29 protein-coding genes and 1 pseudogene are annotated in these 26892 nt (G+C 59.4%); 21 read left to right on the top strand and 9 right to left on the bottom strand.

The annotated features are described in order from the left end of the window. Window positions 1–28: 28 nt before the first annotated feature. Window positions 29–730, bottom strand: a complete 702-nt coding sequence (locus tag ACFQ95_RS08305) for a GntR family transcriptional regulator (protein ID WP_422830376.1) — start codon at window positions 728–730, stop codon at window positions 29–31. Between the two features lie 302 nt (window positions 731–1032). Between ACFQ95_RS08305 and ACFQ95_RS08300 the strand changes: the two genes are divergently transcribed. From ACFQ95_RS08300 to ACFQ95_RS08230, 15 genes and pseudogenes are all read left to right on the top strand, one after another. Beyond that, window positions 1033–2454, top strand: coding sequence for an FAD-binding oxidoreductase (locus ACFQ95_RS08300; RefSeq protein ID WP_422830375.1), 1422 nt, complete (start codon window positions 1033–1035; stop codon window positions 2452–2454). A gap of 2 nt (window positions 2455–2456) precedes the next feature. Then, window positions 2457–3068 carry a TRAP transporter small permease gene (locus ACFQ95_RS08295; protein ID WP_422830374.1) on the top strand — a complete coding sequence of 204 codons (612 nt, stop codon included), beginning with the start codon at window positions 2457–2459 and terminating at the stop codon, window positions 3066–3068. Then, window positions 3065–4342 carry a TRAP transporter large permease gene (locus ACFQ95_RS08290; RefSeq protein WP_422830373.1) on the top strand — a complete coding sequence of 426 codons (1278 nt, stop codon included), beginning with the start codon at window positions 3065–3067 and terminating at the stop codon, window positions 4340–4342. The genes ACFQ95_RS08295 and ACFQ95_RS08290 overlap by 4 nt, the downstream gene beginning before the upstream one ends. A gap of 41 nt (window positions 4343–4383) precedes the next feature. Continuing rightward, a complete protein-coding gene (locus tag ACFQ95_RS08285; protein WP_422830372.1) occupies window positions 4384–5415 on the top strand; it encodes a TRAP transporter substrate-binding protein in 1032 nt (343 codons plus the stop codon). Window positions 5416–5461: 46 nt separating this feature from the next. Further along, the gene (locus tag ACFQ95_RS08280) at window positions 5462–6391 is read left to right on the top strand and encodes a dihydrodipicolinate synthase family protein (protein WP_422830371.1); all 930 of its coding nucleotides are present in this window, start codon (window positions 5462–5464) and stop codon (window positions 6389–6391) included. 34 nt (window positions 6392–6425) lie between these two features. Next, window positions 6426–7196: an SDR family oxidoreductase gene (locus ACFQ95_RS08275; protein ID WP_422830370.1), complete on the top strand. Its 771-nt coding sequence runs from the start codon at window positions 6426–6428 to the stop codon at window positions 7194–7196. Between the two features lie 235 nt (window positions 7197–7431). Further along, window positions 7432–8267 (top strand): annotated as a pseudogene (locus ACFQ95_RS08270) (helix-turn-helix domain-containing protein); the annotation flags it as partial. A 55-nt stretch (window positions 8268–8322) separates the two neighbouring features. Then, window positions 8323–8730 carry a DUF2000 family protein gene (locus tag ACFQ95_RS08265; RefSeq protein ID WP_422830569.1) on the top strand — a complete coding sequence of 136 codons (408 nt, stop codon included), beginning with the start codon at window positions 8323–8325 and terminating at the stop codon, window positions 8728–8730. A gap of 100 nt (window positions 8731–8830) precedes the next feature. Then, a complete protein-coding gene (locus ACFQ95_RS08260; RefSeq protein WP_422830369.1) occupies window positions 8831–9076 on the top strand; it encodes a hypothetical protein in 246 nt (81 codons plus the stop codon). Between the two features lie 454 nt (window positions 9077–9530). After that, window positions 9531–9983, top strand: coding sequence for a CHASE3 domain-containing protein (locus ACFQ95_RS08255; RefSeq protein WP_422830580.1), 453 nt, complete (start codon window positions 9531–9533; stop codon window positions 9981–9983). Next, the gene (locus ACFQ95_RS08250) at window positions 9902–10087 is read left to right on the top strand and encodes a hypothetical protein (protein ID WP_422830568.1); all 186 of its coding nucleotides are present in this window, start codon (window positions 9902–9904) and stop codon (window positions 10085–10087) included. The genes ACFQ95_RS08255 and ACFQ95_RS08250 overlap by 82 nt, the downstream gene beginning before the upstream one ends. A gap of 15 nt (window positions 10088–10102) precedes the next feature. Next, window positions 10103–10297, top strand: a complete 195-nt coding sequence (locus tag ACFQ95_RS08245) for a hypothetical protein (protein ID WP_422830368.1) — start codon at window positions 10103–10105, stop codon at window positions 10295–10297. Beyond that, the gene (locus tag ACFQ95_RS08240) at window positions 10297–10959 is read left to right on the top strand and encodes a PAS domain-containing protein (protein ID WP_422830367.1); all 663 of its coding nucleotides are present in this window, start codon (window positions 10297–10299) and stop codon (window positions 10957–10959) included. The genes ACFQ95_RS08245 and ACFQ95_RS08240 overlap by 1 nt, the downstream gene beginning before the upstream one ends. Next, entirely contained in the window at window positions 10857–11648 is a 792-nt protein-coding gene (locus ACFQ95_RS08235) for an ATP-binding protein (protein WP_422830366.1), read from the top strand. The genes ACFQ95_RS08240 and ACFQ95_RS08235 overlap by 103 nt, the downstream gene beginning before the upstream one ends. Then, window positions 11615–12292 carry a response regulator gene (locus tag ACFQ95_RS08230; RefSeq protein WP_422830365.1) on the top strand — a complete coding sequence of 226 codons (678 nt, stop codon included), beginning with the start codon at window positions 11615–11617 and terminating at the stop codon, window positions 12290–12292. Before ACFQ95_RS08235 ends, ACFQ95_RS08230 begins: the two co-directional genes overlap by 34 nt. Window positions 12293–12555: 263 nt before the next feature. Here the strand turns inward: ACFQ95_RS08230 and ACFQ95_RS08225 are convergent, their stop codons facing one another. The 4 genes from ACFQ95_RS08225 to gloA all read right to left on the bottom strand — a co-directional run bounded on the left by ACFQ95_RS08225 (window position 12556) and on the right by gloA (window position 17120). Then, window positions 12556–14091, bottom strand: a complete 1536-nt coding sequence (locus ACFQ95_RS08225; RefSeq protein WP_422830364.1) for a hypothetical protein — start codon at window positions 14089–14091, stop codon at window positions 12556–12558. 147 nt (window positions 14092–14238) lie between these two features. Next, the gene (locus ACFQ95_RS08220) at window positions 14239–14952 is read right to left on the bottom strand and encodes a class I SAM-dependent methyltransferase (RefSeq protein WP_422830363.1); all 714 of its coding nucleotides are present in this window, start codon (window positions 14950–14952) and stop codon (window positions 14239–14241) included. Continuing rightward, entirely contained in the window at window positions 14943–15917 is a 975-nt protein-coding gene (locus tag ACFQ95_RS08215) for a glycosyltransferase family 2 protein (protein WP_422830362.1), read from the bottom strand. The genes ACFQ95_RS08220 and ACFQ95_RS08215 overlap by 10 nt, the downstream gene beginning before the upstream one ends. 792 nt (window positions 15918–16709) lie before the next feature. Next, window positions 16710–17120: a lactoylglutathione lyase gene (gene gloA, locus ACFQ95_RS08210; RefSeq protein ID WP_422830361.1), complete on the bottom strand. Its 411-nt coding sequence runs from the start codon at window positions 17118–17120 to the stop codon at window positions 16710–16712. A 158-nt stretch (window positions 17121–17278) separates the two neighbouring features. On the opposite strand from gloA, the gene ACFQ95_RS08205 reads away from it, so the two are divergent. The 3 genes from ACFQ95_RS08205 to ACFQ95_RS08195 all read left to right on the top strand — a co-directional run bounded on the left by ACFQ95_RS08205 (window position 17279) and on the right by ACFQ95_RS08195 (window position 19236). Then, window positions 17279–18307, top strand: coding sequence for an alpha/beta hydrolase family esterase (locus ACFQ95_RS08205; protein WP_422830360.1), 1029 nt, complete (start codon window positions 17279–17281; stop codon window positions 18305–18307). Window positions 18308–18369: 62 nt separating this feature from the next. Beyond that, window positions 18370–18945 carry an SRPBCC family protein gene (locus ACFQ95_RS08200; RefSeq protein ID WP_422830359.1) on the top strand — a complete coding sequence of 192 codons (576 nt, stop codon included), beginning with the start codon at window positions 18370–18372 and terminating at the stop codon, window positions 18943–18945. 9 nt (window positions 18946–18954) lie between these two features. After that, a complete protein-coding gene (locus ACFQ95_RS08195; RefSeq protein ID WP_422830358.1) occupies window positions 18955–19236 on the top strand; it encodes a hypothetical protein in 282 nt (93 codons plus the stop codon). Window positions 19237–19248: 12 nt separating this feature from the next. Here ACFQ95_RS08195 and ACFQ95_RS08190 read toward each other — a convergent pair whose 3' ends face one another. Further along, window positions 19249–20235 carry a helix-turn-helix transcriptional regulator gene (locus ACFQ95_RS08190; RefSeq protein WP_422830357.1) on the bottom strand — a complete coding sequence of 329 codons (987 nt, stop codon included), beginning with the start codon at window positions 20233–20235 and terminating at the stop codon, window positions 19249–19251. A gap of 84 nt (window positions 20236–20319) precedes the next feature. On the opposite strand from ACFQ95_RS08190, the gene ACFQ95_RS08185 reads away from it, so the two are divergent. After that, entirely contained in the window at window positions 20320–20982 is a 663-nt protein-coding gene (locus tag ACFQ95_RS08185; RefSeq protein ID WP_422830356.1) for a LysE family translocator, read from the top strand. Here ACFQ95_RS08185 and ACFQ95_RS08180 read toward each other — a convergent pair whose 3' ends face one another. Both ACFQ95_RS08180 and ACFQ95_RS08175 read right to left on the bottom strand, forming a co-directional pair. After that, complete coding sequence (locus ACFQ95_RS08180) at window positions 20983–21972, bottom strand: Bug family tripartite tricarboxylate transporter substrate binding protein (protein WP_422830355.1); 990 nt, start codon at window positions 21970–21972, stop codon at window positions 20983–20985. It lies immediately after the preceding gene. Window positions 21973–21998: 26 nt separating this feature from the next. Beyond that, window positions 21999–23303, bottom strand: coding sequence for a gallate dioxygenase (locus ACFQ95_RS08175; RefSeq protein WP_422830354.1), 1305 nt, complete (start codon window positions 23301–23303; stop codon window positions 21999–22001). A gap of 222 nt (window positions 23304–23525) precedes the next feature. Here ACFQ95_RS08175 and ACFQ95_RS08170 point away from each other — a divergent pair, with 222 nt between their 5' ends. Next, on the top strand, window positions 23526–24449 hold the full coding sequence (locus tag ACFQ95_RS08170) for a LysR family transcriptional regulator (protein WP_422830353.1): 924 nt from the start codon (window positions 23526–23528) through the stop codon (window positions 24447–24449). 18 nt (window positions 24450–24467) lie between these two features. On the opposite strand, the gene ACFQ95_RS08165 is transcribed toward ACFQ95_RS08170, so the two are convergent. After that, a complete protein-coding gene (locus tag ACFQ95_RS08165) occupies window positions 24468–26366 on the bottom strand; it encodes an EAL domain-containing protein (RefSeq protein WP_422830352.1) in 1899 nt (632 codons plus the stop codon). A 194-nt stretch (window positions 26367–26560) separates the two neighbouring features. Between ACFQ95_RS08165 and ACFQ95_RS08160 the strand changes: the two genes are divergently transcribed. Continuing rightward, a partial coding sequence (locus ACFQ95_RS08160) for an exodeoxyribonuclease V subunit gamma (protein WP_422830351.1) occupies window positions 26561–26892 on the top strand: 332 nt, incomplete at its 3' end.

Here is a 26892-nt window from a genome sequence, read left to right as displayed (position 1 = left end):
TTTTGTTTTGCGGCTTGGAAAAGAAGGCCTACTTTGCGGTGATTTCGCCTTTGGCAGCCTTGAGGTTGTGCAGGCTGCGCACGTAGTTGTCGCGCGTGCCGGTGACGTGGTGGCGCATCAGGCGCTCGAAGCCGGCCATGTCGCCCGCACTGAACAGCGCCAGCAACTGGCTGTGTTGTTGAAAGCCGTCGTTGTGTAGCACGTCGGTCGGGGCCGAGAGATAGGTGCGCATGGCCGCGATCTTGGTGGCGGCGGTGGCGTAGGCGGCTTGCATGTAGGGGTTGCCGCAGTGGTTGAAGAAGGCTTCATGCAGGTGGGTGTCGGCACGGCCGTAGCGCACGGCGTCGCGTGTGCTACGGGCGGCTTCCATCTCGGCAATGGCGGCCTGCAGAGTGGTCACGGTGCCTTCGCGGTCGTGGGCATAGGAAAGCTCTGCCGCGCGTGGCTCCAGCACGCAACGGAATTCGCAAATCGCGGCGATGTCGTCGGCACTGGGCTCAAACACATAACTGCCACGTTGCGGGCGGATCACCACCAGGCCCTGCAACTGCAATTGGCCCAGCGCTTCGCGTACGGGCGTGCGGCTCACGCCGAAGGAGGAGGCCAGTGTCTCCTCGGGAATCATCGCGCCCAGCGCGAACTCGCCGCCGGTGATGGCTTCGCGCAGGCGTTCGGCGATGCGGTTGGCCAACGACTTGGGGGTTTCGATCTTGAAACTGGAATTCAGCAAAAGGTTTTTCCTTGGAGCTCGAGAGGCATAAGAGTGAAACAAGAGCGATGCGCCGCAGCCCCTGAGTGTGTCAGATCGGTCGAAAGCGGCGCAGAGGGCGGTCACTATGTTGGCTGATTTTTAGGGAAAATACTAGTGGCCTAGTACCTTGCATACAAGACAATACTGACATGTTAGTGCCGCGATAACGCCGGAGGAAAGTCCCTCGGGGCAGTTGCCGACGGCCTGGGTAGGGCGGCTTACGCCCGGCTCGATTCCAACCATCCGTCACGGAAAACCCACGGATCACCCACGGGAAACGCATGTCAGCCTCATTACCTCCCAACTCCGCCTTTCTGATCGAACTCCGCGAACGCCTGGGCGCGACCACCGTGCTCATAGGCGACGACGTGCCCGAGCGCAACCGCAATGACTGGAGCATGCAAAACCCCACCAAGCCGCTGGCCGTGGTGCGCCCGGTGGATGCGCAAGGGGTGTCGGACACGCTCAAGGCTTGTGCCGCAGCGGGTGTGCCGGTGGTGCCGCAGGGCGGCTTGACCGGTCTGTGCGGCGGCTCGCGGCCCGAAGACGGTTGGGTCGCCTTGTCGATGGAGCGCATGGTGGGTATCCAGGAGGTTGACCCGGCCAGCGCCACGCTCACCGTGTGGGCCGGCACGCCGCTGGAGCTGGTGCAGCGCGCTGCGGAAGAGGCGGGCTTTTATTTCGCGCTGGATCTGGGCGCACGCGGCTCGTGTGCCATAGGCGGAAATTTGTCGACCAATGCCGGCGGCAACCGTGTGATCCGCTACGGCATGGCGCGCGAACTGGTGCTGGGCCTGGAAGTGGTGTTGCCCGACGGCACCATCATCACCAGCCTGAACAAGATGATCAAGAACAACGCGGGCTACGACCTGAAACACTTGTTCATCGGCAGCGAGGGCACGCTGGGGGTGATCACACGCATCGTGCTGCGCCTGCACCCCAAGCCGCTGTGCACCATGTCCGCGCTGTGCGTCTTGCCCGATTACGCATCGGTGGTGCGCCTGCTGGGTGCGGCGCGCCGCGGCCTGGGGCCGCTGCTGTCGGCCTTTGAGGTGATGTGGCCCGACTACTGGGAAGTGGTCACGCAGCGCGTGGGTGTGCGCAGCCCCTTGCGTCCGCCCGAGAACGGTGACGGCAAAGAGGTCTATGTGCTGATCGAGGCCCAGGGCACGGATGAATCCATAGACGGCCCGCGCTTCCAGCACTGGCTGGAGCAGTTGATGGAAGAGGGCGCGCTGAGCGACGCCGCCGTCGCGCAATCGGTGGGCGACACCCAGGCCTTCTGGGCACTGCGCGATGCCTGCGCCGAGTTCCCTACGGTGCTGGGGCAGAACATTTCTTACGACATCGGCCTGCCGGTGCGCGACATGGCCGACTACGCCGCACGCTGCAAGGCTGCGCTGGCCGAGCGTATTCCGGGCTGTGGCAGCGTCTATTACGGCCACATTGGCGACGGCAACATGCATCTGGTGGCCTGGGTGCCCGGCATGCCGCTGGGCCAGCAGCCCAAGGAGCAGATGGACGAAGTGATCTACGGGCTGGTGCGCGAATTTGGCGGCACGGTCTCGGCCGAACATGGCATAGGCACGGCCAAGAAGCGTTGGCTGGGCCATGCGCGCAGCCCCGAAGAAATCGCCTTGATGCGTACGCTCAAAGCGGCACTCGACCCGCAAGGCCTGCTCAACCCCGGCAAGGTGGTCTGACCATGGCCCGGCTCCACAAAAGGCCTGCTGCGCGTTCATGGGGCAGCACCTGTATCAACGGATTCTTCAAAGGCATTGAGGCACTGCTGGCGGCGCTGCTGCTGGGCATGGTGCTGATGGTGTTTGGCAACGTGGTGCTGCGTTATGCCTTCAACTCCGGCATTGGGGTGTCGGAAGAACTGTCGCGCATTTTCTTCGTCTGGCTGACCTTCATCGGGGCCGTGCTGGCCACCCATGAGGGCGCGCATCTGGGCATGGACAACGTGGTCAACCGCTTTGGCCGGCGTGGCAAGCTGGTGTGCGGCGTGCTCAGCCAGGTGCTGATTCTGCTGTGCTGCGGCATCTTGTTGCGCGGCACCTGGGAGCAGCACGAAATCAACGCCACCACCATGGCGCCGGTCACCGGCATGCCCATGAGCTGGGTGTTTGGCATGGGCTACGTCACGGGTTTGGGCATTGGCATACAGGCTTTGCACCGCCTGTGGCGCATCTTCTCTGGCCGTATCACCGACGAGGAACTGGTCGAGGTGCGTGAGAGTGAAGAGGTCTTGCCCGAGACCCATGCCGCGCACGCCGCGCCAGCGCACCAAGGTGTTCTGGGAGCCGCCAAATGACGGTGCTTGTATTCTCGTTCTCGCTGCTCGGCGCCATGGCGCTGGGCATGCCTATCGCCTTTGCGCTCCTGGTCTGCGGTGCGGCGCTGATGGTCTTTCAGGGGCAGGTCGACGCCACCATCCTGTCGCAAAAACTGCTGGAAGGGGCCGACAGTTTTCCGCTGCTGGCCATCCCGTTCTTTATGCTCGCCGGTGAGTTGATGAACGCCGGCGGCATCTCCAAACGCATCGTCAACTTTGCGCTCGCCTGGGTCGGCCACATGCGCGGCGGCCTGGGCCTGGTGGCGGTGTTCGCCTCGGTGCTGATGGCCGCGATTTCGGGCAGCGCGGCGGCCGATGCCGCCGCCATTGGCGCCATGCTGGTGCCCATGATGCGGCGTGCGGGCTACAACGTGCCGCGCTCTGTGGGCCTGATCGCGGCCGGTGGCGTGATTGCGCCGGTGATCCCGCCGTCGATTGGCTTGATCGTGTTCGGTGTCATTGCCAACGTCTCCATAGGCAAGCTGTTTTTGGCGGGCGTGTTTCCGGGCCTGATGATGGGCCTGGCCCTGCTGATCACCTGGCAGTGGGTGGCGCGTCGTGACCAGGTGGCGGTGCTGCCGCGCCAAAGCATGGCCGCGCGGGCGCGGGCCGGGGTGGATGGCATCTGGGCACTGCTGATGCCGGCCGGCATCATAGGCGGCATGAAGTTCGGCATCTTCACGCCGACCGAAGCCGGTGTGGCCGCCTGCGTCTACGCCTTTGCCGTGGGTGCCTTCATCTACCGTGAACTGCCGCTGCGCCAGGTCTACGGCCTTTTGGTTTCGGCCGCCAAAAGCACGGCGGTGGTGGTGTTTCTGATTGCTGCTGCGCTGGTCTCGGCCTGGCTCATCACCATCTCCGATGTGCCGCAGCAGGTGGCGGCACTGCTGCGCCCCTTTATGTTCAACAAGATCTTGTTGATGTTTGTGATCATGCTGCTGGTAGTGATCGTCGGCACGGCACTCGACTTCGCGCCCACGCTGATGATCTTGACGCCGGTGCTGATGCCGGTGGTGCGTGAGGCCGGTATCGACCCGGTGTACTTCGGCGTGATGTTCATCATGAACAACGCCATTGGCCTGATCACGCCGCCGGTGGGCATTGTGCTCAACGTGATGTGTGGTGTGGCCAAGATATCCATGGCCGAGCTGATGAAGGGTTTGTGGCCCTTCCTCTGGGCCGAGCTGTTCGTGTTGCTGCTGCTGGTGCTGTTCCCATCGCTGGTGATGGTGCCGCTGAGGTGGCTGAGTTGAATCTTTCCCTGCCCGAAATGAAAACCAAACGGAGACTCCCAATGATCAAAACAAGCTTTCGCGCCAGCCTGCGTTTTTCAGCCGTCGCTGCCTTGGCCGCCGCTGCCTGCAGCATCAGCACTTCGGCGCAAGCCCAGTTTCAAGAGCGTAATTTCCGCGTCTCCAACGGCGTGAGCAAAGAGCATCCCATGGGTAACGGCCTGGCCAAGATGGGCTCTTGTACGTTGGAGAAAACCGGCGGCAAGATGAAGATCCAGCCGTTCTGGGATGGCGCCCTGGGCAGCGACCTGACCTCCACGCAAAGTGTGCGCTCGGGGTCGCTGGACATGGTGCTGACCTCGACCGCACCCGTGGTCTCCATCGTGCCCGCGCTGGGTGTGTTTGACCTGCCGTTCCTGTTCAACACCGCAGCCGAGGCCGACCAACTGCTCGACGGCAAGGTGGGCGACTGGTTTTCGGCCAAGCTGCCGGCCGTGGGCCTGGTCAACCTGGCCTGGTGGGAAAACGGCTTTCGCCACACCACCAACTCCAAACGCGCCATCACCAAGGTGGAGGATTTTGACGGCGTGAAGATGCGTGTGATGCAAAACACCATCTTCCTCGACACCTTCAAAACCCTGGGCAGCAACGCCGTGCCCATGGCCTTCACCGAGGTTTATTCGGCGCTGGAAACGCACACCGTCGACGGCCAGGAAAACCCGTTCACCAACATCGAGAACATGAAGTTCTACGAGGTGCAGAAGTACCTGACGCTGACCAAACACGCCTACAGCCCCACGCTGGTGTTGTTCTCCAAAAGGGTATGGGACAAACTTTCGCCGCAAGAGCAGGGCGTGTTGCAGGAGTGTGCCGCACAGGGACGCACCGAGCAGCGCCGCGCCAACCGCGCGCAAGAGGCCAAGAGCGTAGACAACCTGAAGGCCAATGGCATGACGGTGAATGAATTCAGCCCCGCCGAGACACAGCGCGTGCGTGAGCGCACCAAGGTGATTTACGAGCGCCACGCCAAAGCCATTGGCGACGAAGCCGTCACCATGGTTACCGCCGAGCTCAAACGTATTCGCGGCAATTGATTTTTAGCCGAACCACACTTTTCACCTTCCACCGATCCCAAACCTCATGACCTCCACCACCACTCCTACCGTGCCCTTCAGCGGCATCTGGCCCGCCTTGCTGACGCCACTGGACGCCCAGCACAACATCGACATTCCGGCCATGGCCAGGCATGCGCTGGCGCTGTTGGCCAGGGGCTGCACCGGCATCACGCCGTTTGGCACCACCGGCGAAGGGCCATCGTTCACTGTGGAAGAACGCATCCGCGCCATAGACGGCTTGGTGACGGCCGGTGTGCCGGCCGAGCGCATCCTGGTGTCCACCAGTTGTGCGGCCCTGCCGGATGTGGTGATACTCACGCGCCACGCGCTGCAGATCGGTGCGCATGGCTGCCTGATGCTGCCGCCGTTCTTCCTGAAAGGTGTGCCCGACCAGGGGGTGATCGATTCCTTCCGCTGGGTCATAGACACCGTGAACGACGCCCGCCTGCGCATCTACCTGTACCACATTCCGCAGGTGTCGGGCGTGGCGCTGAGCCACCACGTCATCGACACACTGAAGAAGCTCTACCCCAGCACCATTGTCGGCATCAAAGACAGCGGCTGCCAACGCGAGCCCTCGGTGGCCACGGCCCAAGCCTTCATGCCCGGCGTAATGGTTTATGTGGGCAATGAGCCCGATCTGCAAACCATGGGCCGCCTGGGCAGCCAGGGCGCGGTGAGTGGTGTGGCCAACATCACGCCGCAACTGGTGCAACGCCTGGTGCGCGACTTCGACCAGGCGGGCGCCGAAGCCGACCAGGCGCGGGTGCTGCAGTTTCTGAAGATACTGGGCGGTTATGGCCTGACCTCGGCCTTCAAGGGCATGATGGCGCGGCTCACCGGCGAGCCCGGCTGGATGCGTGTGCGCCCACCTCTGGTGCAGCTCAGCGATGCCGAGTACCAGCGCCTGTGTGCGGAGCTGGAGGTGTTCAAGCTCGACCCGAAAAAAGACTGACCCCGGCCCACACGCCTGAAAAGAAGGAATCAACATGTCTCTTCAAGGAAAGGTCGCCTGGGTCACGGGCGGTGGCAGCGGCATAGGCCTGGCCGGCGCTGTAGAACTGGCCAGGGCCGGTGCGCGGGTGGTGGTGTCGGGCCGCGATGCGGACAAACTGCAAACCGCCATTGCGCAAGCCGAGGCGCGTGGTGCGCCGCTGGGCGCCATCAGCGCCGCGCCGCTGGATGTGGCCGATGCCGCTGCGGTCAACCGGGTGGCCGCAGACATCCAGCAAACGCTGGGCCGTGTGGACATTCTGGTCAACAGCGCCGGGCTGAATTTTCCCACGCGCTATTGGGGCGAAACCGATGCCGCGACCTTCGAGAAAGTGGTGTCCATCAACCTGAATGGCGCCACCTACTGCACCCTGGCGGTGTTGCATGGCATGCAGGCGCGGCGTGAGGGCACGGTGATCAACGTGGCCTCGTTTGCCGGTTGGCATTTTGAGTACCTCACCGGCCCGGCCTACACGGCCAGCAAGGCGGCCATGATGGCGCTGACACACTCGTTCAACATCGAAGAGGGCATGCATGGCCTGCGCGCCACGGCCTTGTGCCCTGGCGAAGTGGCGACACCCATTCTGAAAAAACGTCCGGTGCAGCCGACCGAAGCCGAGAAGGCGCGCATGCTGCAAGAAGACGATCTGGGCCGCACCATACGCTTCATCGCCGAAATGCCAGCGCATGTGTGTATCAACGAACTGGTGATTTCGCCCGTGTGGAACCGCACCTATATCGGCAGCCGTGCGGCCGCACCGGCTTAGAACAGTTTTTTGGGCCCGCGCATGGAGCGGCGGCCCCAGTCGATTGGTTGGGGGGAGATGCGTTTCCTGCGGTTGCGTTTGATCCCTCCGAGATCGTTCGTGCGGCGCTCTCTTTTGGCCCCGCTTGTCGGGCCTTTTTCTTTTGGCGTGTTTCTACAATACGCAAGAAAATCCTTACAAAGAAATCGTTCCATCGTGGCATTTCATCTCCGGTAACCAGCCCCAACGGACACGCATGAGCATCGTTCAAACCTCCCGCCGCGATTGGGTGGACTTCAAACGCGAAGCCTCGACCGGCATCGAGAGCATTCACGCGTACTTCGATGGGCATGCTTATGACCTGCACGACCATGACGAGGTGCTGGTGGGCGTGACGATCCAGGGCTTGCAGCAGTTTCGTTGCAGCCGTAAGACCTACAACAGTGTGCGGGGCCGCGCTATTCTGATCGAACCCGGCCAAGTTCATGATGGGCACGCGCCTGATAGCACTGGCTTTACCTACGCCATGCTGTACCTGCCCGTGCCGTGGTTTATGAGCCGTATGCAAGCGCTGGATCATCGTGGTGTTGCCCCTGGTGGCGTCGCTTTCCGTTCGGCGCTTGCCGACGACGGAGCCCTTGCCGATTCGATTGCCAATGCCTTTCTGGCGCAGCATAAGACTGAGAGCCAAATCGTCAAGGACCACTATTTCGACGACATGCTCACGCGCCTCGATGCTCAATTGAGCGTGGGCGATGCGAAGGCGGTGGAGTCGGATGCCAAGATCGATCAGGTGCGCGAATACCTGCATGCCAACATCGCTGGCAACATCGGTTTGGCAGATGTGGCCAGTGCCTCGGGCATAGACCGCTTTCATCTCACGCGGCAGTTCTCACGCGCTTACGGGCTGCCGCCGCATGCGTACCTGGTGCGGCTCAGGCTGCGGGCTGCGCGTGCGCTGTTGGCTAAAGGGCGCGCGCCGGCAGAGGTTGCCGCCGAGGTGGGCTTTGCCGATCAAAGCCATATGGGGCGTTGGTTTCGCCGTGCGTATCAGATGTCGCCGGCGAGCTATCAGCAGGCTGCACAAACGTTCTAGCAGCTGAAGCAATGCTTCGCGAACATATCGGTTTCAAAAAAAGGAAATTGAATGTTCGACACCAAAGTGGCCCTCATTGTGCGAGACGACCTGGCAACCTGGCAGCGCTTGAACGTTGTGGCGTTCTTGGCCACCGGCATCGCCGCGTCTGCGCCCGACATGATTGGCCAGCCCTACATCGATGCGGCTGGTCAGCACTATGCTGCCATGCTGGTGCAGCCCATGATGATTTTGCAGAGCGACCTGGCCAAGTTGCAGTCTGTGCGGGTGAAGGCAATCGAAAGAGAACTGACCGTCGTGCCTTATGTGTTCTCCATGTTCTCAACCTCCAACGACGAGGCCAACCGGCAAGCCTTCGGGGCAGAAGATGCGGGCGCACCCGACCTGGTCGGGCTGGCCTTGCGAGGCCCTAAGAACGCGGTGGATAAAGCCATCAAAGGCTTATCGCTCCACCCATAGCGGGTAGACCCTGCGCCGCGTGGATAAAAATCCGCAAGCGTGCAGGCCCAAAAAATGATCTACCTCGGTGGCGTGACTTCGCAAAGGAGATCTTTCCGCCATGCCGCAGATAGAACCCGTAGCCAACTCGAAAAGTCACTCGTCGCCCTCAGGCGGCGGTCGTCAATTCAGCTTTACGGGCGGCGTGTGTGTGCTGGTAGCCTTGGTTGGGCTGCTCGTCTTGAGTGGCTGGGCCTTCGGGCTGCCGCTGCTGCGCAGCGTGATTCCCGGCTCTGTAGAGATGAAGGCTAACACCGCCATGGGCTTGGTGATGAGTGTGATCGCGCTCGAGCTCATGGCTTCTTGACGTCGCACATGGGGCGAAAGAGGCGAAGCCAGTGAATAGGCTGTCATTTCTACCGGGTCGGGCGGCCGGGTGGCTAAGGGCCTTGCCGTTGCTGTCGCGTTGCTGGGCCTGATCACGCTGGCCGAATACGCTTTTGACTGGAACCCAGGCCTCGACGAGTTGCTGTTTCGCGACACGGCTGCTGCTTTTAATGCGGCGCGCGGTCGCATTTCGTCCCACAGCGCGTTCTCCTTTGTGTTGTTTGGTGCTTCGATACTGGCGCTGCCGCATGCACGGCATGCCTGGCTGGCGCGTGTTACCTCGGGCGTGGCGGCCGCGATTGGGGTGGTGTCGTTCGTGGGCTATTTGTGGAACGTCGGCGAGTTCCTCACAGACCGCGTGATCCCGCCCGTGGCCATCAAGACCGCTTTGTGTTTTATCTTGCTGGGCACAGCCATCTTTTTTGGAGGCGCGCATGCAGCACCCCACCGGCGCCCATGCGCGCGTGCGCAGTCGATTGGAAACGCTCGTGCTGGGCGGCTTCATCCCCTCGGTGCTGTTTGTGGTGGTGAGGGGCGGGCTCACATATCGCGCGAACGAAAACTTTGCCGAGACGGCCAAGCTCGTGGCGCACACGCCGGAGCTGCGGGCCGAATTGAGTCGTGTGTATGGCGCCCTGGCCGATGCCGAGTTGGCGCGGCGCAATCAAATGCTCACGCCCGATGGGGAGTTTGCCGAGGTCTTTCAAACGCGCTCAGATGCCGCAAAGGGCTATCTTGTGAGCTTGGCGCGATTGATTCTGACAACCCCGAGCAACGTGCGCGGCACTTGCATTTGTTCGATCTGGTGGACCGCCGGTTCAAGTCGTTGGATGCGTTACGTCAGGTGTATCAGTCCGAATGCGGGCCAGCTGCGCAGCGCGCGCTAAGGGCCGAAGCAGGTGACCGCTTGATGGCCAGAATCTATACCCTCATCGAGCAGATGGACGATTCGAAGGCGTCGCTGCTCAAGGAGCGGCTGGAGCGTGCGTAGTCTCAGCGACACTGGATGCTGGCCGTCCTGCTGGCCACTTTGGCGGTGCTGTCTGTGGTGTTTTTCATGCTGTTTCGTGGCATTCACCAAGAGATGGTGGCCCGGGCTGAAGCCGAAGATCATTTACAGCGTTTGAATACTGAACTGGAAGAGCCGGTGCGGGCGCGTACCGCCGATCTCGAGTGCAACAGGCCTTCTTGCGCCGGGTGATGGACTTCAACCGCAATCGTATCTTTGCAAAGGATTTTGACGGTCGCTTCGTGCTGGCCAATGCGGCCATGGCCGAGGCGTCTGGCCTGGATGTCGAGCAAATCGTGGGGCGCACGGAGTCGGAGTTCACCCCCGATGAAAAGCTGGTGCGCCAGTTCCATGCGACCGATCGGCAAGTCATTGAAAGTGGCAAAGAGCTGGTGATTCCCGAGCAGCGCGTGCGCAACGCCAAGGGCGAAACGCGTTGGGTGTCGACGGTCAAGCGGCCGATTTTGGCGCTGGACGGCAAGTCCACTGTGCTGCTGGGCGTCTCGGTCGACATCATCGAGCGCAAGGCTGCCGAAGACGAACTGCGCGGCATGGCCGCAACGCTGGAGAAGCGCGTGTACGAGCGCACGCTGGAGTTGCGCGAAAGCAATGCCGCGCTGGAGAAGGCGCGGCTGGAGTCGGACGCGGCCAGCCGTGCCATGTCGGCGTTTTGGGCGAATATGAGTCATGAGATTCGCACGCCGATAAACGCCATCATCGGGCTCACGCACCTCATGACGCGCGAGACGCCATGCAGCGCGACCGGCTCAGCAAGGTCAACAATGCTGCCCAGCACCTGCTGCAGATCATTAACGACATTCTCGACATCTCGAAGATCGAGGCCGGCAAGCTGACGCTGGACGAGAAAGACTTTTCGCTGGACGAGTTGCTGACCAGTGCCACGGAACTGGTAGCCGCGCAGGGCCGAGAAAAAGGGCTGGAGATGATTCTTGACCAGGATCATTTGCCGCACCGGTTGCGTGGCGACCCAACCCGGCTGTCGCAGATCCTCATCAACCTGCTGGCGAATGCCGTCAAGTTCACCGACCAAGGTTGGGGGCGGCTGCGCGGTAAGGTGCTCCGCGAAGAAGGCTCGCGTGTGCAACTTCGCTTTGAGGTGCAAGACGCCGGACCGGGCATTCACCCGGATCGGCCGGCGCTGTTGTTCAGCGCTTTTGAGCAGGGCGACAACTCCTCGTCCCGGCGGCACGGTGGTACGGGGCTGGGCCTGGCTTTGTCGCGTCAGTTGGCGCGCATCATGGGTGGTGATGCCGGGGTGCACAGCGTGCCGGGGCAGGGCAGCATGTTCTGGTTCACCGCGTGGTTCACGCGTGCGGCGCAAGCCCCAGAACGGGCGCCGAAGTCGGTGAGCCTGGTCGGCATGCGCGCCTCGCTGGTCGACGATCTGCCCGAGGCGCAGCAGGTGATTGGCGACCGGCTGCGGCAAATGGGCCTGGAGGTCGACGCCTTCAGCTACGGCGCCGATGCGGTGAAGCGTGTGGTGTCTGAATGGCTGCCGGGCGCACCTACGATGTGTTGTTGATCGACTGGCGCATAGAGCCCATGGATGGCATTGAAACCCTTACGCGCCTGCGCAAGCATGTGGGCGAAGGCATACGGCCGAGCATTCTGGTGACCGCGTTTGACCAGGAGGCGCTGGTGCGGCGAGCGCGCGACGCCAAGTTTGACGCGGTGATACTCAAATCAATCGAGGCGTCAGCCTTGCTCGACCGGCTCATGGTGCTGCTGCACAAGGAGCCGTCGTACCCCGATTTTGCGCCTGTGTCGCAAGCCTCCAAGGCGGAAGTCCTGCTGCAGGAGCGCCACGCCGGTCAACGCATTTTGCTGGCCGAAGATAACCCGGTGAACCGCGAGCGGGCATTCGATCTGCTGCAGATGGCCGGCTTGATGGTGGAGGCCGCCGAGGACGGCGGGCAGGCCATTGAGATGGTGCAGGCGCAAGCCTACGACCTGATACTAATGGATGTGCAGATGCCGGTGATGGACGGCATGGTGGCCACGCGCGTGATCAGGCGCAGCGTGGGGGAAAAGCTGCCCATCATCGCCATGACGGCCAACGCTTTTCTGGACGACCGCCAGGCCTGCCTGGACGCCGGCATGAACGACCACATGGAACCCCAATCTGCTTTACGCCACGTTGCTGCGCTGGTTGCCGGTGAAGGCTGATGCGGCAGCTTCAAGTCTGCCGAACGGCTAGGCGCTCGGCACAGTGGATGAGCCTAGTCAGGAGCAACTAAGGCAGTACAAAGCCGATCGTGACCAGAATGCCATGCACGATGTGCGCTGCTGGTTTGTCAAAAGTGGCAATGTGCTTCATAGATGAAAGCCAGGGCGACAGAATGAGGAGCAGCACCAGCCTAACGACGCACACCCCGCCCCAGCGCTCACCGCGTTGAATAGCAAAGCGGTAGGCATACAGGGGCACGTGCCTATTGGCAATTTTTCTCGAATTCTACTGTTCGATCATGTGCCACATTGCCATCATATTCGAGAAATAATTTCCCTCCTGGCTGGTTGCAATACTGTTTTATAAAGTCGTCCATTTTCTCTGTCGAGTGTTGACCTAGAACATAAATCATATGTTCGGCAAGAAGATTCTTCACGGGTCTTCCCAAGTCAATCATGGTGGCCCAGCTGTTGACGTATGCATTAATGTATGGCTTAACTCCGCCAATAAATACAGTCAAATCCCCTTTGTTGGTAGTTAACTTTTCGGAAATTATTGGAGTTCCAGATTCAAGTTGAAGGCGTACCTCATTTCGTCTATCTAGCATCCAATTTGTTGAGTCATGTTTCCAGTTTGATGAAAATGGAATAATTGATACAAATGAGATCAACAAGATGCCCAGTATCTTGTTTAAAGCCTTGCCTTCCAAGGTTGCAGCCAAGAGCAGCGCCACAAAGAAATGAGGCGCATAGAGATACAGTGCACTTCGTTGTCCTGTAAATAGAAGTACCGGACCCAATATAAGGGTAAAAGCGCAAATTGAAAACAGGTAGATGCGTTTTAATTTGCCATCGCCTGTAATGAAAATTGCAATAAAAATGAGGAAAATCAGACCGAGGAAAATTGGCGAGACGAATGGTTTGTAAAAAACCTCCGACCAGTACCAATAAAAGTTTTCAAGCGTGCCTTGGAGACTATAGGAGAAGTGATAATCACTGGTTTTACTAATCAATCTTTCAGTTGATTGATCGAAGTAAAGTGACAGGTACCTTGTGAAAATTAGAAGAAAAACAAATATGTATCCGGATATTCTTTTTAGGCTTTCTTTAATTTTGCCATTGAAAAAGATAGACTCTTGAAGAAATAATATGGGTAAGATACCTATCGCATACTCTTTCGTGCGAATGGCGAATACGAAGAGGAGTAGCCCTATGATGTATTTTATTTTGCTATTTTTTTCGACTGATTCTCTAAATATCAAGATTGAAGCGATTGATGCGGTAAATGCTAAAACATCGAAAATCGCGTTAACTCTTGTGGCTGCATCAATGGCATAAAACCACGTTGCAGAAAGTGCAGCTGCAATCCACGAGGGCCAGACTGAGAGGAAAATTCTCGCATACTTGTAGAATAGAGCTACATTTATAATGTGGAGAATTAAAATTGCAACATAGTATGGCGTGGCTGAGCTTAATCCAAATATTTCATGTATTATTTTTATGAATAACAATCCTCCGGGACGATCGTTGTAGATCGAAACTGGGATTAGTTGATAAATGAATGCAAGTGATCCATACTTATTTTGATAGGAGTAATCATCCGCACCTAATGTGGGAACAAATCTTCCAAATTTTGCTTGATAAAGCCAAACAAAATCGTCGCCGATAAAATAATTTCTCACGTCTAGATAGGGTGAGAAATAAGCAATGGTGATGATTATTAATGTTGTATAGATAAATAATGGAGGTGGTGCGACTATATTTTCATAAATTTTTTCAAAGTTATTTTTGAACTTCATTGCTGTTCTTGCTTTATTTTTAAATTTTTTGATCTTGAGCTAATGAAATTTCTAGAGTAATTGTTTTTTTAAATTTCAAAAGCGGTAAATTATTCTTTAAATGCTGAGGTGTGCAAAGTCGTGCCGCCACTTCTTTTTTGCATCTTTTTAACTAACGGCCAGACAAAATGCAGTTAGCCCAGCGAGACGGTTTTTCTTCATTAACGGTAGCTCGGCATTCGATAGGGCTGCGAGCGTAGCATTCACCATCGGTTGATGCATTTTTAATTGCGAGCGAGGTTGTGTGGACTCTTTATGAAACAGGTTGCCAACTAAACGAACAGTTGCCGCAATCGGAAAAACTGCTCCAAAATAGTAGGCGCCATGCTTCACGGTTAAGCCAGAGCTCTGGGCTACATTCTCAATTTGGCTGAGTCGGTAGCGACGTTTATGCTCTAGAAATACGTCGTGCTCGCTCCAGAGAAATTTGAAAGCCGGTACAGATATTAGGAAGTATGTTCCTTTCGCAACTTTCGAAACGTAATCGGTAAGCAACCCGACATCGTCATCTACGTGCTCTAAAACGTCCATGAGAAGTACTAGATCGGCATTTGATGAGTCGATAGAACGTCGAAAGTGGACAGGTTTTCCTGCTTCTGATGAGTCGGAGTCGTGCGCATAGCTGATGTCTACACACCAGGCCTCTTTTGCAGCCGAATGAGCTAGTAGGTGTTTGGAAAAAAAACCGGAACCAGCGCCGACATCCAATATTGTAGAAGTGTTGATATTGCTTAATAGATTTTTAACTGCTTTTGCTTTTGATTGGTAATACCAATGTTCACCAATTTTTTCTCCGAGAATATCGGTTTCTTTTAAATCCATTGATCTGCCTTTTTGTCGTATGTGTGGCGAATAAGGTAAACTGGACGTCGTTTTGATTCGATGTATGTCCGGCCGAGATACTCTCCAATTACCCCAATCCCGATAAGCTGGAGGCCGCCAAGAAATGTTACTGCAACCATCAATGACGCATATCCAGGCATGTCTACGCCGTCAATTATTACTCTGATTGCAATAAAAATAGCCCAAATAAACGATAGAGACGATATGAAGAAGCCGACATATGTCCAGATGCGCAAAGGGTCGGTACTAAAGCTGGTAATGCCTTCAAGCGCAAAGTTCCATAACTTCCAGCCATTGAATTTGGTTGTACCTGCAGCACGCTCAGGTCTGACATAATCAACATAAGCGGTTCGGAATCCGACCCAGGCAAACAGGCCTTTCATAAAGCGGTGGCTCTCTGGCAATTCTTTAAGTGCCTCGACAACCTTGCGATCCATAAGTCGAAAATCTCCTACATTTTCTGGAATCTGGAGATTGGATATCTTGTTGTGAATTCTATAGAAAAAGCTGGCGGACCTTCTTTTTGCCCATGAATCTACATCACGATTGATTCGCCGACCTAAAACGACCTCATAACCTTCTCGCCATTTGGCGATCATTTCCAAGATAAGTTCGGGAGGGTCTTGGAGGTCTACATCAATAGGAATAGCGACATCATTTTTCGAAAATTGTAGTCCAGCTGATAGTGCGGCCTCTTTCCCAAAATTTCGACTGAGATCAATGATTTTTATATTTTTATTGTGAATTTGTCGCGAAATCAACTTTTCAAGAGTTGAGTCTGTGCTTCCATCATTTATGAAAATCAACTCAACAGTGATGTGAGGTTGATTTGCAAATATCGAGGATATTTTCTCTAAGAAAATATCAATGCTTTCAACTTCATTGAAAACTGGGATGACGAGCCCGATATTAAGTGGGCTGATATTTTCTTCTTTTAAGTTCAATCGAGCGCCTTATTTGGTTAATCATTGCCGAATTCGGCTTTTAAAAGCGTTGAATGCAAAATCAGTATTTAATTAATTTGGAAAAATTTGCACTGCTTCATGAAATGTATTTAAATGGTGTGTACGGGTTTATTTATGAAAACCTGATGGGCACCACGTTAAAAAATTAACAGTGATATTAGTCATTGCTTGCGCCATCGTATTGAATACGATCGCTGCCGCGCTCGTTGAAGTGGGCCCAGGCGAGGTCTTTGTCTGACTTAGAGCCCTCGGTGTGTTACTGCAGCGCGCGACCTTGACAATCAGTTTCATATGGTAACAAGAGATTGTCGGAAACTTGGACCGCGAGTGAGTGCCAAGGGGGAATCTTTGACACGCCACCAATAGGGCTTGGTGACGCTCAGATCTTTGGTTACGACTGATAACTAAGGGCATGCTGACACTCATTGCGGAGCAACCAGGCTCGACACCTGTGCGTTCGCTGCTTTCGATGAGCGCCACGGACCAATTTCAACCTCTCGAGGAGCCCTTCGGCTCATGCGTTGTGACGGTTGGCGCACGGATTCAGTCGAGCGATCCCTAGCTGGCGTTTGGCATGCAAGCGAATGCCCTCAAGGAGCCAGCTTGTTGAATTTGCTAGAGCCGGCGGCTCCGCAAGCCCACATGTTGGTGCGCGATCGGCGCCATCGAGTTGCTCACCCCGGTTTATTCATGGACTTGAATGGATGGCTGATCGCGAGAACTCGCGCTGCGGGCGGGACGTCTGTGAGGTGCGAGTCGGTCACAAAGGTATTAACGCAGTCCGCCACCCGCCGCACCTTCAGCGCGTTGGATCAACTCAATCTTGTAGCCATCGGGGTCGGTCACAAAAGCGATCACCGTGGTGCCGCCTTTCACCGGGCCGGCTTCACGTGTCACGTTGCCGCCGCTGGCCTTGATTTTTTCGCAGGCGGCGTAAGCGTCTGGCACACCCAGGGCGATGTGGCCGTAAGCTGTGCCCAGCTCGTAGCTCTCCACCCCCCAGTTGTAGGTCAACTCGATTTCGGCATGGTCGGGGTTGGTGCCGTAGCCGACAAAGGCCAGCGAGTATTTGTACTCGGGGTTCTCGGATGTGCGCTGCAGCGTCATGCCCAGCACCTTGGTGTAGAAATCGATGGAGCGTTGCAGGTTGCCGACGCGCAGCATGGTGTGTAGGAGTCGCATGGTGGGTTTGTTGGTGGTGTTGAAAACCGTTCATTCTCGCGCCGAAACGGCGGCCCGCGCAGCGGCAGGGAAAATGGCTTCATGCACAAAAAGAGGGTGCACTTAAGTTTCTTCAAAGTTCTTCAAAATCCATACACCTGCATGCGCGCTACTCCCGTATGAGCTCTTTTTTCTTTCGACGACTTCTGCCGACACTGCGGGCTTTTGGGGGCTTTGTGATGCTGATAGGGCTGATGTCGCCCATGGCGCAAGCGCAGACCATGCGTGAGCGCATCCAGGAACACATGCTGGAGCGGCGGGCGGCCGCAGAATCGAATGCGGCAACGGGAATCCTCAGCGAAGAAAGCCTGATGCACGATGGTTTGCGCCGCAGCTATCTGGTCCACGTGCCACCCAAGCTGGATGCGACTCACCCGCTGCCCTTGGTGCTGGCCTTTCACGGCGGAGGCGGCGACGCGGCATTCATGGCGCAGGACGCGCGTTACGGGCTGATCAGCAAGGCCGATGCGGCGGGCTTTGTTGTGGTGTTTCCCGGTGGCTTCAGCCGTTTTCCGGGCGGCCGTTTCGCCGCCTGGAACGCCGGCAACTGCTGCGGTGAGGCGCGCGACCGCGCGGTCGATGATGTGGGTTTTGTGCGGGCACTGGTGCAGCGCCTGCAGGCCACGCATCGCATTGATGGCCGTCGTGTCTATGCCGTGGGGATGTCGAATGGCGGCATGTTCGCGCACCGCCTGGGCTGCGAGGCGGCCGATGTGTTTGCCGCTGTGGCCTCTGTCGCGGGCACGGACAACACCAGGACCTGCGCACCAAGCCGCCCCATGGCGGTGTTGCACATCCATGCCAAAGATGACGACCACCTGCTGTTCGCAGGCGGGGCGGGGCCGGCGTCCATCGGCGACAAAAGCAAGGTCACCGACTTCACCTCGGTACCGCTGACGATTTCGCGCTGGGTGGAGCGCGATCGCTGTGACGCCAAGACCGTTCGCACCCTGAGCGTCGCTGGCGCTTACTGCGAAGCGCACCAGGCTTGCGCGGGCCAGGCTGAAGTGCAGTTGTGTGTGACCGAGACCGGTGGACATTCTTGGCCAGGCGCGACCACGGTGCGCAAGGGCCAGGAAGCGGCGTCGCAGGCCCTGTCTGCGAACGATGTGATGTGGGAGTTTTTTACACGCCATCGATTACCTTGATGCGACCTTTGCGCAACGCTTGGTGACATCAAAGGGTCAATCTGCCCAGGCGGCTGATAGCCATGCAAAATGGTCAACAGGCGCCACCTTTGCTGATCGCCATCCCTAGACCTAGCTACCCGGGAGATTTCTTGATGAAGCTCAAAGAGTCTGAAGCCCTCAAACCCGCCCCCGCAAGCCCCACCGCTGACCGCGAACTCGTGCTGACCCGCCTGATCCGCGCCCCGCGTGAAAAGGTGTACCGTGCGTGGACCGAGCCTGCACTGCTGAAACAATGGTTTGCGCCCTTGCCCTACACCACACCCGTGGCCGAATTGGATGTGCGCCCAGGTGGCTCCAGCCTGATCGTGATGCGCGGGCCGGACGGTGTGGACCTGCCCAACCCCGGTGTGTACCTGGAGGTGGTGCCAAACGAGAAACTGGTATCCACCGATGCCTACACCTCCGCCTGGGTGCCGTCGCTGAAACCGTTTCTGACCATCATCCTGACGTTTGAGGACGAGGGCGGCCATACGCGTTACACCGCACGTGCGCTGCACTGGAGTGTGGCCGACCGTGTGGCCCACGAGAAGATGGGTTTTCACGAAGGCTGGGGCATTTGCGCCGACCAACTGGCGGCATTGGCCGAGTCACTTTAGTCTTGCCTCATGGATGCCAACGGCGCCTACCAAGGCGATATGCAGATCGTGGCGCGTTACCTCACGCCCACCGAAGCGCACATGCTCTGCGGCTGCCTGCGCGCGGCGCGGATTCCGGCCGAAACGGGCGACACCAACCTCGTGCAAGCCGACGAGTTGTTATCACCCGCTTTAGGCGGCGCCTGCTTGCGTGTGCCCGAAAAGTATGTGGCCGAGGCCCTGCAGGTGATGGATGCGTTCAAGCGCGGCGAGTTTGCGCTCGACGATGACTTTGATGTGGGTGCGCAGTAAGCCGGCTGTGCCTTAATGTTTGATACTGCCCTCGCCATATAGCGCTGTCAGTTGCCGCAGCCGTGCGCTGATGGCCGTCAACAAGGTCTTAGGCGCCACTACTTCTACCTCGGGCGCCAGCTGCAAAAGTTGCCCCGCCGCGTGGGCAGGCGATTCAATCGGAATCTGTAGCTTGGTACGTTGCCCATCAAACGGTGCCGCCACCTCTGCGATGGCTTTGGCCACGGTGGCGTTGAGTTGACGCAACTGGGCCAGGCCCTGGCGTGTTGCCAGCACCGTGGCCTGCCCCTGGTAAAGCTCATTCTCGAAACGCGCGAGTGACTCGAGCCAATACGCCGCAAGATCAAATACCTTGGGCCGTTCGGCACGGCTTTCTAGGCGGCTGGCCTCGAGTATCTTGGCCACCCGGTAGGTGCGGACAGTGCCGGTGTCGCCCTCTGCGGCGGCCACCAAGTACCAAAGTCCGGCTTTGAGCACCAGCCCCAGTGGGTTGACGGTGCGTTGCAGCACCGAGGTCCAGCTCTCGTAGCGCAGTTGCAGTTGCTGGTCGTTCCAGAGCGCTGCCGAAACGCTGGCCAGATGTGGCACCAGGTCTTGCCCGTGGTACCAGGCCACGGGGTCCAGGTGAAAGCGCGACTGCAGCCGCTGTGCATCGCCGCGCTGTGCCGCGGGCAGGGCCGTCATCAGCTTGAGTTGCGCCGCAGACATCTCAGGGCCCAAACCCAGTTCGGCAGCCGGCCCGGCCAGTCCACTCATGAACACCGCCTGCGCCTCGGTGGCGGTGAAGCCTGTGAGTGTGGTGTTCCAGCCGGGCATCAGCTGAAACCCACCCAGGCGCCCGCGCTCGGCGTAAATGGGCACCCCTGCGGCGCTGAGCTGATCTACATCGCGGTAGAGTGTGCGCAGCGAGATCTCCAGCGCATCGGCCAGTGCCTGCGCAGACATGCGGCCACGGGTTTGCAGCAGCATCTGTATGCTGAGTAGGCGACTGGCACGCATTTGCAGATGTTAAGACGAATACCTGCCATAAGGTGGCAGGTATTGGCTTGCACACTCGCCGCATTCAAAAAATGAAAGCGCCTGATGGAATTTCTCAACCCCCTGGTCTCCAACCCGCTGTGGTTGTTTGCGCTGTTGGTGCTGGGCATCATCGCGCTGCCGGGCATGGACATGGCTTTGGTGATGTCGAGCACGCTGGTCGATGGCAAACGTTCCGGCTGGGCCACCATTGCGGGCATCGTTGTCGGCGGGGTGGTGCACGTGGCCATGAGTGCGCTGGGCATAGGCCTGTTGCTGCAGCATTCGCCGCTGCTGTTCAATCTGCTGCTGCTCGTCGGTGGGCTTTATGTGGCGTATATGGGTTGGGGTTTGCTGCGCAGCACAAACGCGTTTGCTGAACTGCAGAGTGCGGCGTCCCGCCCTCATCGTCCCTTGGGCCAGTCTTTCGTGCGTGCCGTGACCACCTGCCTGCTCAATCCCAAGGCCTACGTTTTTATGCTGGCAGTGTTTCCGCAGTTCATTCGCGCCGATGCGGGCAGTGTCGCGTCACAGGCCGTGGCCATGGGCGGCGTGATCGCTGTGGTGCAGATCCTTGTCTACGGCCTGGTGGCGCAAACCGCCGCCGGTTTGCGCGTCTGGCTGCGCGGCAGTTCGGCCAGCCAGATCAGCTTTGCGCGTGCCGTGGGCCTGCTGCTGCTGGTCACAGCGCTGGTGACGTTGTGGTCTGGCTGGCGCAGTTTGTCGTGATCAATCCAGCGAGGAGCGCGTGGCGCGTATCACCGTGGCCATGGTGGCCGATTCGTCCTGGATGTAGCGCGCAAATACATCCGGCGCGATGTTGAAGGGCACGTAGCCAAAGCTGGTGAACTTGTCTTGCACATCCGGTTCGGCCAGGGCTTTTTCAATGTCGCGGCGAATCTTGTCGGCGACAGGGCGGGGCAGGCCGGGCGGAATGGCCAGAGTCGTCCAGCCGCTGACTTCAAAATTGGCCGGACCACCGGCTTCGGCAAACGTGGGCACTTCGGGGAACGCCGCTAGGCGCTTGGGCGCGGCCACAGCCAAATAGGCCAGCTTGCCCGCGCGGTACAGCGGGGCCGTGCTGCCGCTAGACCCCAGCGCAAACGACAAATCGTTGTTGGCCACCGAGGTGTAGAGCTGTGTGGTTTCTTTGTAGATGACGTGAACCATGTCGGTGCCGGTAGCGGCAGCCAGACGTGCCGAGCCCAGGTGCACAGGGTTGCCCACGGACCACGAACCATAGTTCAACTGGCCGGGCCGCGTCTTGGCGTCGGCAATCAACGCGCTCAGGCTTTTGTAGCCATTGGTCTTGGAGGTGGTGGCAAAGAAGTAGGCCTTGAACAGCGGTGTCAGCGGCTCGAAGTCTTTTACCGCGTCGTAGGGCAGCTTGCTCAACAGGTGCGGGTAAGCGGTGAGGTGCACGTTGTCGAGTTGGATCAAGTCATGGCCGTCCTTGGCGCCGCGTTTAAAGGCGTCAATCGCCACAAAGCCGTTGCCACCGGGGCGGTTTTCCACCAGCACAGGCTGGCCCCAGGCGCGTGAGAGTTTGTCGGCCAGCAGGCGGGCCACTCCTTCGGGGCCGCTGCCCACGGGGAACGGCGTAATGATGCGCACCGGTTTGCTCGGGAAGCTCTGCGCCAGGCTGGCGCCTGCGGCGAGGCCGAGCAAGGCTAGCGCCAGCGCCGCACGCCTGGGCGGGCTGAAGGGGAACGAGGTCATAAGTTGTCTCCGGGGTTTTAAAAAGCTTATTTGCTGGTCTGGGGCTGGGCCCAGCTTTGCTGGCCCGCCGCCTTGCCACCCACCGAATACATGGCGCCGGGGGCCTGCCGGGTTTGCATGAAGGTTTCGAGCGGTTCGCCGCGCATGGCGGCATAGATGTGCAGGTTGGAGGTGCCTATCACCGCGCCCAGCTTTTCCAGCATGAAGAAGATCACGCCGTAATGCATCATGGCGCGCCAGGCGCGGTCGCGCACCAGTTGGCGCTCTTGGTCGCTCAGGTCGGCGGCGGCCAGCACGGCTTCTTCGTTGGCCAGGAAGGCTTGGCGCTCGGCCTGGTTCACCAGGCTGTGCAGGAACTTGTTCAGGCGGTAGGCCTTGACGCTGCGCGCCAGGTCGAACGGGTAGGTGCCTTTGAGCCCTTCGGCGCCGGCCATTTGTTCGGCCATGCGTGCGCGGTGGCGCGCCTGTTCACCCGCGACGGCTTCGCCGGCCTTGTTTTCAAACACCACGGTGGCGATGCCGGTCATAGACGGCAAGGTGTACGACTGGTGCACGCGCTGCACATTGGCCGAAAGGGCGCCGCGCATCACTAGCCACATGACGATTTCGGCCGCCTCGTAGCCGCCGAGTTCGGCGTATTCGGCCAGCGTGAGCGAAGCCAGCAGGTCGGGGTCGTTCTGTATCAGCTCCAGAAAGCGGTGGTCCCACGGCGTGTTGTTGAAGCCCGCACGCTCGCCATGCACCTGATGCGACAGACCACCCGTGGCCACCACCAGCACACGCAGGTCTTCGGGGTAACTTTCAATCGCGCGGCGCAAGGCGCGGCCCAGGGCCAGGCAGCGCTTGGCCGAGGGCGCGGGCGCCTGCAGCACACCCACTTGCAGGGGCACGATGGATACCGGCCAGCCCTTGGTCTCGTCGTGCGCACACAGCAGCGACAAGGGCGAGAAGCAGCCGTGGTCCAGCGGTTTGTCCTGGAAGAACGACATGTCGAACTCATCCGCCACCAGCGAGTGGCCGATGTGCCGCGCCAGCGCCGAGTGGCCGTTCACGCCCGGCAGTTCGCGTGCACCGCCGCCTTCGTCGGCGACTTCATAACGTTCGCCCACGCCCAGCGTGAAGGCCGAGTAGTGGTCGAAGAAAAACGAGGTCACGTGGTCGTTGTAGACCATGACCAGCACGTCCGGGCGTTGCGCTTCTATCCAGTCTTGCACCGGTTTGAAGCCTTCAAAAATCGGCTTCCAGACCGGGTCGTTCTGTTTGCCCGCGTCGTGGGCAAAACCTATGGTGGGGGTGTGAGAGGCGGCGATGCCACCGATGATGCGTGCCATGGTGTTTTTGCTTTTGGTTGGAGTTGGATGAGGTTGAGCGTGAGGGCAATAACAAGCTAGTGCCCATCGCAAGAATGGCGGGATTCTGCAAATGCCGGCCCTTGCCGAAAAGATGTGGCGTACCGGGGCGTGAAAACCTGGGGTTATCAATGGCGCCTTGGTGCGGGCATACTGCAGCCCGGACAGCATGTGTCCCTTGGAAAAGACATTGAACAGGTTCTTATGAGACTCGCCACACTTCAAGCCCTGGTTGCCGCCGTGGAAGAGGGCAGCCTGCGCGGGGCCTCGCGCCGTGTCGGTGCCTCGCAGCCCGCGCTGTCCAAGATGATCCGCGAACTGGAGCTGGAATTGGCCGTGCCCCTGCTGATGCGCACCTCGCGTGGCGTCATTCCTACGGAGCAGGGCAAGGTGTTGTATGAACACGCGGTGAAGGTGTCGCGCGAGCTGGTCTCGGCGGTGGACACCATTCAGCAACTGGGGGGCCAGATGGTCGGCCAGTTGCATGTGGGCGCGGTGCCGTTGGCGGTGATGTTGTTGATTCCCGAGACGCTGCGCACCTTTGGCCAGGCGTTTCCCAATATTCGCCTGCGCATCAGCGAAGAGTTGTACATCGCGCAACTGCAGCGGCTGCGTGCAGGCGAGGTGGACCTGATGGTGGGCGGCGTGCCGGACGATTTGTCACGCGGCGAGTTCACGATAGAACGCCTGACCCACACCGAGATGGTGCCCACTGCGCGCCACGGCAGCCCATGGTTGAAAGCCCGCACCATGGCCGATCTGCAGCAAGCAAAATGGGTTTACACCGGCGCCAACGCCGAGTCGGGTTATGCCCGGCAGTGGTACGAACAACACGCTCTGCCGTCGCCACGGGTCGGGGCGGTGGTCAACTCCACACTGGCGCTGTTGTCATTGGTGGCTGCGGGTGATTGTGTGGCCCTGATGCCGCGCCAGATTGCTCTGCAGCCCATCATGCAGGCGCATTTGTCCATCATCAACGTGCACGAACGCGGCCTGCCGCTGGAAGTGGGGGTGATGGTGCGCAGTGATGCGGCGATGTCCCCGGCCATCCGGCAATTCATCGCCCACTTGCACCGTGCGGCGCATCAACTGGATGTGGCGTCGGCGGCAGTGCAGGCTAAGGGCTAGGCTTTTGGGTGTTGTGGGCTAAACGCTGCTGACCAATACGCGGGACCTGGCCAAGGCGGCGGTCAGCGGGGAATGCAGCGACACCCGGCCGCCGGGCAAGCTCGTGGCTTCGCGCCAGGCGATGCCGGTGGCGGCCAGTTTGGCGTCGTGTTTCGCCAGGGCTGCGAGGTTGGCCACTTCTTCGGGCCGCTGAATGGCGCCGGGGCCTATGTGCACCACACCAATCGACAAACTGGTGCACGCAAAAAAGCGCTGAATGCCGTGCCGGTCTTCGGCCCAGATGCCACCGGCCTGGCGCGCCTCAGGGTCGAACAAGGCCTGTGCCTCCAGGCCAAACTCGCGCACCAGCGCTTCGCAGCGACGCAGCCAGTCGCTGCTTTGGAACAGCAGCATGAAGTCGTCGCCGCCCACGTGGCCAACAAAGTCGCGCTGCGCATCACATTGCGACACCGCCAGGCGTGCCAGCAGGCGGATCATCTGGTCGCCGCGCCAGTAGCCGTAGTAGTCGTTGAAGGGTTTGAAGTGGTTCAGGTCGGCGTAACAGGCGACGAACTCGGTGCCGCTGTCGAGCAGGCGCTGCATGTGCAGGCTGATGGGGATATTGCCCGGCAGAAAGGTCAGCGGGTTGGCGTGGCGTGCGGCTTCGATACGCGCCTCGGTCACGCTGCGCACCAGTTGGTCGCCGGTGCCCAGGCCGGTGTAGCGGCCGTTGTCGGTGACGATGAAACCGTCGCTCAGGTAGCGCTGGTCCTGCGAGGTGAGTATGCCCACCAGTTGCTCCACATCGCAGTCCAGTTCGACCACACGTGGCGCGCGGTTGGCGATGGTGATGCAGGGTTTGCGGCCATGCACTTCGCGGAAGTACAGCGTGGCGTAGTGGTTCATGAACTGCTGGCGGTTGATCAGCGCCACGGGCCGCGTGCCGTCGACCACGGCCAGCGCGTGCAGGTCGGCATGCGCCTGGAACAGTTCGCCCACATCGTCGTTACGGGTCTGCGGCGTGACGGTGGGCGCCTGTATCAGCAGCATGTTGCGCAAGATGCCGGGGCGCGCCTGTTGGCCCAGGTGCGGCAACACGGCCACGCGGCGGTCTTGCATCACGGCGCGGGCGTCGCCGGCAATGGCGTCGCGCGGCGCAGGCGCCGGGCGGCCCAGTAGATAACCCTGACCGTAGGGAATGTCGAGGTCGCGCAGGGCGCGCAGGTCTTCGGCGGTTTCAATACCTTCGGCCACCAGGGTGCTGCCAAACATGTCGGCAATACTTTTGATGGCCTGCAGCATCTGCAGCTTTTCGGGGTGGCCGCTGATGTTTTGAATGAAGTATTTGTCTATCTTCACGAAGTCGGGCTTGGTTTCGGCCCACAGGCGCAGGCTGGAGCGGCCGTCGCCAAAGTCGTCGAGTGCCACACGGGCACCGGCGGCGTGTACTTCTTTGAGTGCGGCACGCAGGGCCGGCATGTCGCTTACGCGGTCGTGTTCGGTGATCTCCAGTACCAGCATGCGGGTAGAGACGCCCATGCTCTGCACCAGCCGGTTCATGCGCCCGGCGCCACACAGCGTGACGGCGCGCACCAGCGCATCGGCGCTGATGTTCACAAACAGGCGGCCGGCGTTGCCGCAGCGTCCCCATTGCAGCAGCGCCTGGGCCACACACAGCAGTTCGAAGTCCTGCAGGATGCGCTCGCGCCGGGCCTGCTCGAGCAGCGCGTCGGGTGTGTGCAGGGGTGTGCCCTCAGGCCCGCGAATCAGGGCTTCGTGTGCATAGATACTGCCCTCGCGCAGCTCGGCCAAGGGTTGGAACACACAGTACAACCCGCCCTCACGCATGATTTGCGCCAATGGTCCCGTCGCCTGGTGGAATGCCGGGGATAAAGCGGCCATGGCGGCTTGCAACGGGTTGCGGATAAGGTCGTCCATGGAATAAGGCGTGGAAATGCGGCGCTTGTAAGAAACTGTAAACACAGCAATGTGACCGATGTGTATGACGGTCTTGTGACAATCGTGTGGCGGTGGAGGCGTCGAGGTCGGTGCAAATCAAGCTTTGCGGGGCAAACCTGGCGGCAAAATCCATTACGCTCAGAAGCTGAACAAATAACAAGGACGCGCACTTGATGCTTGAGACCGAGGTGACCACGGGTTTGATGGTTGTGCATGGCAATCGGCCCGAATCCCTGCGCGACCTGCTGGTGCGCTGGGTCGCCAGCCACCCGCTGGGTGTGCTGGAAAACGAAGTGGTGCTGGTACAGGGCAACGGCGTGGCGCAGTGGTTCAAGGTGGCGCTGGCCAGTGACGTGGCCGACGGCGGCTGCGGCATTGCGGCGGCCCTGGAGCTGCGTTTGCCGTCCGAGTTCTTCTGGCGCGCCTACCGCGCCGTGCTGGGCGAAGAGGCGGTGCCGGCGCATTCGCCGTTCGACAAGGATTTGCTGGTGTGGCGCCTCATGCG

The sequence above is a fragment of the Variovorax sp. HJSM1_2 genome (genome assembly GCF_049316285.1).
Taxonomy (GTDB): Bacteria; Pseudomonadota; Gammaproteobacteria; order Burkholderiales; family Burkholderiaceae_C; genus Rhodoferax_B.
Note: the sequence above shows the minus strand (reverse complement) of the source record. Positions and strands in the feature narration are given on the sequence as shown.